Annotated in this window: 7 protein-coding genes and 1 pseudogene; 4 read left to right on the top strand and 4 right to left on the bottom strand. The window is 61.8% G+C overall.

Annotation, left to right across the window (positions count from 1 at the left end; all coding sequences use genetic code 11):
* Positions 1-127 precede the first annotated feature (127 nt).
* A complete protein-coding gene (locus NKI21_RS13165) occupies positions 128-757 on the bottom strand; it encodes an invasion associated locus B family protein (protein WP_027036590.1) in 630 nt (209 codons plus the stop codon).
* A gap of 260 nt (positions 758-1,017) precedes the next feature.
* On the opposite strand from NKI21_RS13165, the gene NKI21_RS13160 reads away from it, so the two are divergent.
* Together NKI21_RS13160 and NKI21_RS13155 are read left to right on the top strand one after the other, a co-directional pair.
* Positions 1,018-2,838: an extracellular solute-binding protein gene (locus NKI21_RS13160; protein WP_352865880.1), complete on the top strand. Its 1,821-nt coding sequence runs from the start codon at positions 1,018-1,020 to the stop codon at positions 2,836-2,838.
* 18 nt (positions 2,839-2,856) lie between these two features.
* Positions 2,857-3,537, top strand: a complete 681-nt coding sequence (locus NKI21_RS13155; protein ID WP_352865877.1) for a DsbA family oxidoreductase — start codon at positions 2,857-2,859, stop codon at positions 3,535-3,537.
* Here NKI21_RS13155 and NKI21_RS13150 read toward each other — a convergent pair.
* Both NKI21_RS13150 and NKI21_RS13145 read right to left on the bottom strand, forming a co-directional pair.
* A pseudogene (locus NKI21_RS13150) lies at positions 3,516-3,623 on the bottom strand (hypothetical protein); the annotation flags it as partial. The gene NKI21_RS13155 and the pseudogene NKI21_RS13150 overlap by 22 nt on opposite strands.
* Positions 3,575-4,012: a hypothetical protein gene (locus NKI21_RS13145; protein ID WP_352552196.1), complete on the bottom strand. Its 438-nt coding sequence runs from the start codon at positions 4,010-4,012 to the stop codon at positions 3,575-3,577. The pseudogene NKI21_RS13150 and the gene NKI21_RS13145, both read right to left, overlap by 49 nt.
* Positions 4,013-4,609: 597 nt before the next feature.
* Here NKI21_RS13145 and NKI21_RS13140 point away from each other — a divergent pair.
* The gene (locus NKI21_RS13140; RefSeq protein WP_164780439.1) at positions 4,610-6,508 is read left to right on the top strand and encodes an ABC transporter ATP-binding protein/permease; all 1,899 of its coding nucleotides are present in this window, start codon (positions 4,610-4,612) and stop codon (positions 6,506-6,508) included.
* Between the two features lie 273 nt (positions 6,509-6,781).
* A complete protein-coding gene (gene mgtE, locus NKI21_RS13135; protein WP_352442441.1) occupies positions 6,782-8,146 on the top strand; it encodes a magnesium transporter in 1,365 nt (454 codons plus the stop codon).
* Between the two features lie 60 nt (positions 8,147-8,206).
* Here the strand turns inward: mgtE and gor are convergent, their stop codons facing one another.
* Positions 8,207-9,598 (bottom strand): glutathione-disulfide reductase, encoded by a 1,392-nt coding sequence (gene gor / locus NKI21_RS13130; RefSeq protein WP_352865872.1) that lies wholly within the window; start codon positions 9,596-9,598, stop codon positions 8,207-8,209.
* Between the last annotated feature and the right edge of the window lie 59 nt (positions 9,599-9,657).

Genomic DNA, 9,657 nt, shown 5'->3' with positions numbered 1-9,657 from the left:
GGGCGATCATGCCCCCGTGTCGTCAAAAAGCTACCAGCCAAATATCCTGTCAGAACACTGAAGGTGCCTAAGTGAACTGCATTAGGGCATGACCCCGCTTTTTTGCTGGCCGGACGATATCGGCCGATCAGTTGGCGGTCTTCGCCTTGTCCTGCTCTTCCTTGAGCTTCTTGGCGAAATCCTGGTTGTTCTTGGCGACGAAGTCCTGCAGCTTCTTCTGCCGGTCCTCGATGTCCGACTGCTGCAGCGCCGGGCCGTCATAGGCGCCGCTGAAGCCCTGCAGGGCGATCTTGATCGGATTGGGCTGGTTCTGGAAATTGACGGAAGTCAGCGTGATCGCCTGGCCTTTCTTGAATGCCGCGACGAGCTGATCGGTCAGCGGCACTTCGGCCACGCAACGATCCGGGAAGCAGATCACATAATCGAGCTTCTGCGCCTTGCCGGTGTCGATCTGCAGGCCGATGCCGGGAGGCACCAGACGGCCGGTCGGAACCGTCACCTGGAACACCTTGCGGTTCACCTTGCCCTTGAGCTCGATCAGGCTGACGCCGGTGACCAGCTGGCCGTTGCCGGCGGTGGTGATGTTCTGGACGTTGCAGATGTCGACGTCTTCCTGCTTGGTGCAGGCCTTGAACCAGCCTTGCGGAATCTGCTGTTGCTGCTGTGCGGAAGCGGCGGGGAGTCCTGCGCCCAGAAAGCCGATCACGCCAGCGGCCATGACCGACAGGCGGTACGCGTTGCTGTTCAGGCTCGTCATGTCGTGCACTTCCTCTCAAATGATCCCGGGACCGGCTTCTTCGTGCCGTGTGGTCCAGCTACCTGTTGCCGAAATGAGGCAACAGAATGACTTCGGAGGGCGTGTTACACTGCAAGCGATGCCGAATCCAGCCCGGCGCCTGCGATTCTTGGCCGTGCAATTTGCGTCGTGCGATTTGGCCTGATGTATCTGGCCGGAGCGCGGTGGCGCCATGCTAGGGTGCACTCCGAATCATCAAGCCGCCCAGTAAGGAGACGGTCATGGGCCGCGTTGTTGTTTGGCTGATCACCGCGATGTCGTTTCTCGCACTTTCGCATCAGCCGGCCGCATCGGAACCGAAGCACGCTATCGCCATGCAGGGCGAGCCGGCGCTGCCGCCCGACTACACGCATTTCGACTACGTCAATCCCGATGCGCCCAAAGGTGGCAACATCACCTATTGCTTCGTCGGCAGCTTCGACAACCTCAACCCTTTTATCCTCAAGAGCCTGCGCACGACGGCGCGCGGCATGATGGATACGATCTTCGGCAATCTGGTCTTCGAGCCGTTGATGCAGCGCAATGCCGACGAGGCTTTCACGCTCTACGGTTTGTTGGCCGACAGCGCCGACATGGACCCGGAGCGCAAGAGCATCGAATTCCATCTCAATCCAAAGGCCAAATGGTCGGACGGCCAGCCGGTGACGCCGGAGGACGTGCTGTTCAGCTATGACGTCTACACCGAGAAAGGCCGACCGCCCTACAGCGACCGCATGGCCAGGGTCGCCAAGCTCGAAAAGACCGGCGACCACAGCGTGCGTTTCACCTTCAACGACAAGGCCGATCGCGAATTCCCGCTGATCATCGCGCTGACCCCGATCATCCCGAAGCACGCCTTCGACAAGGAGACTTTCGACAGGACGACGCTCAAGCCGGTGATCGGCAGCGGCCCCTATACGATCGCGCAGGTGCAGCCCGGCCAGCGCATCGTGTTCAAGCGCAACCCGGACTACTGGGGCAAGGACGTCCCGGCCAAGCGCGGTTTCGACAATTACGACCGGATCACCATTGAGTATTTCCTCAACGCCAACGCCAAGCTCGAAGCGTTCAAGAAAGGCCTTTGCGCCATCGACGACGACAGCGATCCGGTGAAGCGCGAGCGCGATCTCGATTTTCCGGCCTTCCACAAGGGCGATGTGGTCGCGCAGACCTTCGACACCGGCATTCCGCCCGTGGTGACTGGTTTCCTGTTCAACACGCGGTTGCCGAAATTCGCCAACCCGGTCGTGCGGCGCGCGCTCGGCATGCTTTATGACTTCGAATGGGCCAACAAGAACCTGTTCGGCGGCAAGTACGCGCGGACAATGAGCTATTGGCAAAACTCCGAGCTTTCCGCGCTCGGCCATCCAGCGGAGGACAAGGAGAAAGCGCTTCTGGCGCCCTACCCCGGCCGCGTGCCGGCCGATGTCATGGACGGTACATGGCGGCCGCCGGTGACCGACGGATCCGGTCAGGACCGCCGCGTCTTGAAGGCAGCTTTCGATCTTTTGAAAAGTGTCGGCTACCACGTGCAGAATGGAACGATGCTCGATCCCGAAGGCAAACCCTTCAGCTTCGAAATCCTGACCGCGTCGCAGGACGAGGAGCGCCTTGCCGGCATCTACCAGCGCACGCTGGAGAAGATCGGCATCGACCTCACCATTCGCAGCCTCGACGGCGATCAGATCCAGTCGCGCAAGCAGCGCTTCGATTTCGAGGTCCTGGTCGGATCGAGCGGCTTCAACAACTCGTTGTCACCCGGCATCGAGCAGAGCGGACGCTGGAGTTCGGCCGCGGCCAGGACGGAAGGCTCGTTCAATCTCGCCGGCGTCGCCGATCCGGCTGTGGACGCGGCAATCGAGGCGATGCTGCGCGCCCGTTCCAAGGAGGATTATGTTGCCGCAGTTCGCGTTCTCGACCGGCTGCTGATCTCCGGCAACTACATGGTGCCGATGCAGTACAACACGCAGCAATGGATCGCCTACTGGAACTACCTGGAACATCCGCAAAAGACACCCATATTCGGGTATCAACTGCCAACATGGTGGCGCAAGCCCAACTGAGGGATCAGGGAGATCGAGATGAGCGAATTGAACGCCATCACCGTCGATGTGGTATCCGATGTCGTCTGCCCCTGGTGCTTCATCGGCCAGAAGCGGCTCGACAGGGCAATCGCCGCCGTCCGCGATGTCGACGTGCATGTCCGCTGGCGGCCGTTCCAGCTCGATCCAACCATTCCGCCCGAAGGCAAGGACCGCCGCGAATACATGCTGGCAAAATTCGGCAGTGATGAGCGCATCCGCGAGATTCACGTCCGCATCGAGCCGCTGGGCGAAATCGAAGGCATCTCGTTCGCCTTCGACGCCATCAAGGTGGCGCCGAACACGCTGGATGCGCACCGGCTGATCCGCTGGGCAGGTGCCGCCGGCGAAGCCATTCAGAACAGGCTTGTGCGCCGGCTATTCCAGTTGAATTTCGAGGAAGGCGCCAACATCGGCGATCATGCCGTGCTGGTCGAGGCGGCGCGCGAGGCCGGCATGGATGCGTCCGTGGTCGCCACGCTTTTGCCGACCGAGGCCGATGTCGAGGCGGTGCGCACCGAGATCGCCACCGCGTCGCGCATGGGCATTTCTGGTGTACCGTGCTTCCTGCTCGAGGACAAATACGCGGTCATGGGCGCACAGGATGCCGATACGCTGGCCGATGCCATTCGCCAGGTGGCGGCCGCCAAGGCGCGCGGCGAACTGGAAAAAGCCGGCTGAGCCGACCGCCCTCTCCTGTCCGCGACAGCAGGAAACGTTACTTCACCGTCGCCTTGGCCTTGCTGATGAAAAATCCATGGCCGTTCGTCGCCATGCAGGACAGTCCCTTGGTTGACGACTGGCACGAAAACGGCCCGGCGCTCCAGCTGTTGCCGTAGCCAAGCTTGTCGACATCGCTGCAGCAGCCCTGCTCGCCTGGGTTCTTGATCAGCGTGGCTGGCCCCTTCGGACCCAGGATAATCGTGACGTAGCTTGGCTCGACGCGCGAGCAGCTCAGCTCCGGGCCACCATCCCTTGGTTCATAGGTGCCGGTGCCGCCTTTGGGCGTGTAGATGCAGCCGATGTTGCCGGACGGCGTGTTGAACTCGATCTGGCCTTCGGCGCTGGCCGGGATGCTCTGCTCGCCGGCATGCGCCAAAGGTACGAGGGGCAGCCAGGCGAAGAGGGACAGGATTGCGGCCGCGCGTGCAAGCATTGGGAGCTTCCTTGTTGGAGAACCGAACATGCATGAGTGTCGACGATGCCAGGCAAGGTTCAATCCCAAGCGGATGAATTGTCAAACGCAGTTCCTCAGCCGATCCGACAAGGAAGCGCCGCTCGGCCGATTCTCCGGTCACGTCCTGCCTCCGGCAAGGACGACAACGGCAAACCCGGCGAGATCGCGAACGGCAATTCTCGGGTGTTCGGGTCAACCCGCTTTGAGAAAAGCGCTCGGTCCGGACGATTTTGAGTTCACAAAACCGTGTGAAACACTTCCCTAAGGGAAGCGCTCCAACGTTGCGTTTCTCCAACTCAAACATTTGAAATCAAAAGCGATATCGTGATTTTTGCCTATCGTTGTCGCTATATTTCAGCATGTAATCTGTTGCCTCACGGCAACGGCTGCCGGGGCAATCCGGTCCGCCCGGTTTTAAATTAATGGAAAATGATCAATTGGTGTTACCATCCGTAACAAAAGAAAAAAGGTTTGGGCGGGATCGTGATTCGGGTCGGTAGACCATCGCAAGAGTCAGTACCGGAAAAAACACCTCGCGATGCCGCAGGGCGATCGCTTCTGACGCCGGTGTCGTCGATGCGCAGCTTCTGGGGCCTGATGCGGGCCTACTGGGTTTCCGACCGCTGGAAGGAAGCCTGGACGCTGACGCTGGTGATCGCACTGCTCACGGCGCTGTCCAGCAAGGCCGGTGTTTGGTTCGCCGAAGCCTCCGGCGAACTGGTCAACTCGATCGCCTTCTTCCATGACGCCGCCAACACCACGCCGCTTCGCTCGCTGCTGGTCAATGCCGGCGTCCTGGTGCTGCTGGTCGTGCTCAAGGACGCCGGCTTCACCGGCATCCGCAGCCTCGTGTCAGCGACATTGCACCGCAAATGGCGCGGCTGGCTGGACAGCCGCTTCAACGAAGCGCTGCTCGACACCAATCATACGCATTTCCACGCCCAGCATGGTTCGTCCGGCAATGCCGCTCCCGACAACATCGATCAGCGCGTCCAGGAATCGATCAAGGACATGACCGGCGGAGCCATCGGCCTCGCCATGGGCGTCCTGGGTGTTGCCACATCGCTTTATTTCGTCGGCCAGAAATTGCTTGAAAACTCGGCGGAAGTGAAAGGGCTGGAATTTCTCGGCAGCTACGGCAGCGCGGTTTTGGCTTTCCTGGCGGTCGCCACCTACGTGCCGCTGAACACTTGGATCGCGGTCAAACTGGGTCGTCTGCTGGAACGGCTCAACGTCAGGATGCAGCAATCCGAAGGCAGCTATCGCGGCGAGTTGACCACTTTCCTGCGTCGCAGCTTCCATGTCGCGGCCTCGCAAGGCGAGGATGTGCAGAAGACGATGCACAATCGACTTTATGTCGACATCGACCGCACTTGGGCCCGGCTGAATATCGTCAACACAGGCTACAATTCGTTCGAGCTGATCTACAATTTCATTGGCGCCCGCATTGTCGCCTATGGACCTGGCCTGGTGCCGTTCATCCACAACGGTTTCGATCTCAAGGGCTACATAACCGGCTCCGAGCTGGTCAATTCGCTGATCAGTCAATGCTCCTGGTTCATCCACGTCATGCCGAACATCGCAACGTTGCGCGCTAACAGCCAGCGCGTCATCGAATTGGCGCAGGCGATCGAGAATGTCCAGCATCCGCAGGAATTCTACAGCCAGACCGGCCGCTCCGATTTCCACTACACCAGCCAGAACCCGGTTTTTGGCCTGACCATCCAGAAGCTCGAACTGGCGCATCAAGGCGAGGATGCGACGCCCTTCCTCAGCGCCGCCAATCTGCGCTTCCGGCGCGGCGAATGGACTTTCCTGAAAGGCGAGTCCGGCTGCGGCAAGACTTCGCTGATCAAGGCGATCAACGGCCTGTGGCCCTATGGCCGCGGCACCATTGTCTTCCCCGAGGGCGTCAAGAGTTTCTATGCCGCCCAGGAGGTCAAGCTGCAGCAGGTGACGCTGAAGCAACTGGTCTGCCTTCCGGGCTCCGAGCGCGACCATGGCGACGCGCAGGTCGCGTCGGCGCTGCACAAGGCGGGGCTCGGCGACTTTATCGAGCACATGGCCGACGAAAGCCGCGAAGGCAAAAGCTGGGACCAGGTGCTGTCGGGCGGCCAGAAACAGAAGCTGGTGGTGGCCCGCATCGTGCTGCAGCAGCCGGGGCTGCTGTTCCTCGACGAGGCGACCGGCGCGCTCGACCCCGACGGCAAGGTAGCCTTCCACCAGGCCATCAAGGACAACTGCCCCGATGTCACGGTGATCAGCGTCATGCACGAGGCGGTGGCGCCGAGATCGATGACGGGCAGCGAATTCTATCACAGCATCGTCGCGATCGCCGACGGCGTCGCCACCAAGAAGCCGCTGGTTCCGACCCTGCCCGCCGAACTCACCACCATTCTGGTGCAGCCAAGGCCGGTCCCAAGGCCGGTCGAAGACAAATGGCTGCGCTTCTCGCGCCGGCTGAAGCAGAAATAACGGTTAATCCACCCCGGTCTGCCTAGTCGAACGGCGGCCGGCAATCACAGTCTCGCGATCTCGGCCGCTCGTCGGCATTTTCCCTCCTCACCGCGATTGACACGGCAAGGCGCGCTCCTATGTTGCGCCCGCTTGCAGATAGTAAAAAAGCGAACCCGCAAGCGGAAAGGTCACCGCGCCATGCCTGGCGACAGTCACAGTCGAACGCAACAGCCGTCCGCCCTGACGTGACCTCACATGGTTCATGTCCTGCCGGACGGCAAGGAGTGAGCCATGAACGAATTTACCGCCGTAGCCAGCGACGAGGCCGTCGCGATTGCCCGTATCCTAGCCAACGATCACGTCGCCGACATTGTCGAGGCCCTGAACAGCGAGCCTCGAGAGACCGCGACGGAACTGCTCTGTGAAGTGACGTTCGAACGTCTGGTCGAGATCTTCGATCAGCCGGAACTCGACGGCGCGTCCGAACTCATGGAGGCGCTGCCGCGCGCCAAGGCGGGCAAGCTGCTCACCGCGATGTCGGTCGACCGTGCCGCCGACATCCTGCGCGAGCTGGAAGAGCCGGCCCGTTCCGAGCTGCTTGGCGGGCTTGCACCGCCGCTGCGCGCAACGCTGCTCTCCATCCTCGGCTATCCCGAAGGCAGCGCCGCATCGATCATGACGACGGAGTTCGTCAGCGTGCCCTCGGACTGGACCGTCGGGCAAACGCTAGACTACATCCGCAAGGTGGAGCGGACGCGCGAGACCGTGTATGCGATCTATATCGTCGATCCGCAAACGCACCTGCTTGTGCGCTCGACGGGCCTGCGCCGGCTGATCACCGGGGAGCCCGACGATTCGATCATGACGGTGGCGCCGGATCATCTTCCGGTGACGGTCGGACCGCTGACCGATCGCGAAACCCTGGCGCAGACGATCTCCAAATACGATCTGCTCGCCGTTCCGGTCGTCGACCATGGCAAGATCCTCGGCATCGTCACCATCGACGACATCATCGACACGATGGTCGCGGAGACGACCGAGGACGCGCACCGTTTCGGCGGCATGGAGGCGCTGGACGAGCCGTACATGAAGATGAGCTTCCTCGCCATGATCAAGAAACGCGGCGGCTGGCTGTGCGCGCTGTTCATCTCGGAGATGCTGACGGCCAACGCGATGCAGAGCTATGAGGGCGAGCTGGAGAAGGCGATCGTGCTGACGCTGTTCATCCCGCTGATCATGAGCTCGGGCGGCAATTCCGGCTCGCAGGCGACCTCGCTGGTCATCCGCGCGCTGGCGCTGCGCGAGATCGGTCTTGGCGACTGGTGGCGGGTGGCGCTGCGCGAGCTGCCCACCGGTCTCGTGCTGGGCGCCATGCTCGGCGTGGTCGGCGTCTGCCGCATTGCGCTGTGGCAATATATGGGCTTCTACGACTATGGCCCGCACTGGCCGCTGATCGCCACGACGGTGGGCGCGGCCCTCGTCGGCATCGTCACCTTCGGTTCGCTGTCGGGCTCGATGCTGCCGTTCGCCTTGAAACGCATCGGCTTCGATCCGGCCAGCGCATCGGCGCCGTTCGTCGCCACGCTGGTCGATGTCACCGGGCTGGTGATCTACTTCTCGGTGGCGCTGGTGATCCTGCGCGGCACGCTGCTGTAGCTACTATCTCCGCCGTGGCATCACCTTGCCGCGGCGGAGTTCCTCAACCCGGCTTTGCCGTCAATCGACCCGCACGCCGTCCTTCACGCGGTAGGTCGGCTTGTACATGGTGACCAGTTCTTCCGCCGCCGTCGGATGCACGGCCATTGTGCGGTCGAAATCGTCCTTGGTCAGGCCGGCCTTCAGCGGGATGCCGAGCAGCTGCGCCATCTCGCCGGCGTCCGGCCCCAATATGTGGGCGCCAAGCACTTTCTTCGACGCGCCGTCGACCACCAGCTTTATCAGCATCTTCTCATCCCGCCCGGACAGGGTGTGCCGCATCGGCCGGAATTTCGCGCGGTAGATCTCGATGTCGGGGAAGCGTTTGACGGCGTCGTCCTCCGACAGGCCGACCGTGCCGATCTCCGGTTGTGAAAAGACAGCGGTCGCGATCGTCTCGTGATCGGGCGCGGTTGGATTTCCCTTGAAAGCGGTTTCGATAAAACACATCGCCTCGTGGATCGCCACCGGCGTCAGCTGCACGCGGTTGGTGACGTCGCCGATCGCCCAGATGCTGTCGATATTGGTGCGGGAGTATTCGTCGACAGCGATCGCGCCGGTCTTGGTCATCTCCAGTCCGATGCCTTCCAGGCCCATATTCTCGGTGTTGGGAATGCGGCCGATGGCCAGCATCACCTGGTCGACGGTCAGCACCTCGCCGCCGCTGACGAGCGCGTCGAGCCGGCCGTCCGGCCGCTTGCGGATCCATTCGGACACGGAATGGCAGAGGATCCTTATCCCCTTCTTTTCCATCGTTTCGTGCAGCATGCGCCGCAGGTCCATGTCGAACCGGCTGAGGATCTCCTTGCCGCGATAGACCAGCGTGGTGTCGACGCCGAGACCGTGAAAAATGTTGGCGAACTCGACAGCGATGTAGCCGCCGCCCTCGATCATGATCGCCTTGGGCAGTTTCTCGAGGTCGAAAGCCTCGTTGGAAAAGATGCAATGTTCATGGCCGGGCAGCGCCGGATGCGCCGCGGGGCGGCCGCCGGTGGCAATCAGGATCTGGTCTGCTGTGACGGTGCGATCCTCACCCAGGAGATGCACGACATGCGGATCGACGATCATGGCGCGCGAGTGGAAGGTCTCGCCGCCGGCGCCCTCGACGTTCCTGACGTAGATCGCCTCCAGCCGGCTGATCTCGCGATCCTTGTTGGCGACCAGCGTCTGCCAGTCGAAACTGGCTCCCGGCACCGTCCAGCCATAGCCGGCGGCGTCGGCAAAGTGCTCGGGAAATTGCGAGGCATAGACATAGAGCTTTTTCGGCACGCAGCCGCGGATGACGCAGGTGCCGCCGAAGCGGTATTCCTCGGCGATGCCGACACGCTTGCCGAGAGCCGCGGCGACACGCGCCGCCCTGACCCCGCCCGAACCGCCGCCGATGACGAAAAGATCGTAGTCGTAACCAGCCATGACGCGGCTCTCCAGGCTTCAGAAATGTGTCAGACAGGTAGGCCGCAAACCATCAAAAG

This window comes from Mesorhizobium sp. M0715 (assembly GCF_040320355.1).
In the GTDB taxonomy this organism is placed as follows: Bacteria; Pseudomonadota; Alphaproteobacteria; order Rhizobiales; family Rhizobiaceae; genus Mesorhizobium.
This window is presented reverse-complemented; position numbering and strand designations above follow the sequence as displayed.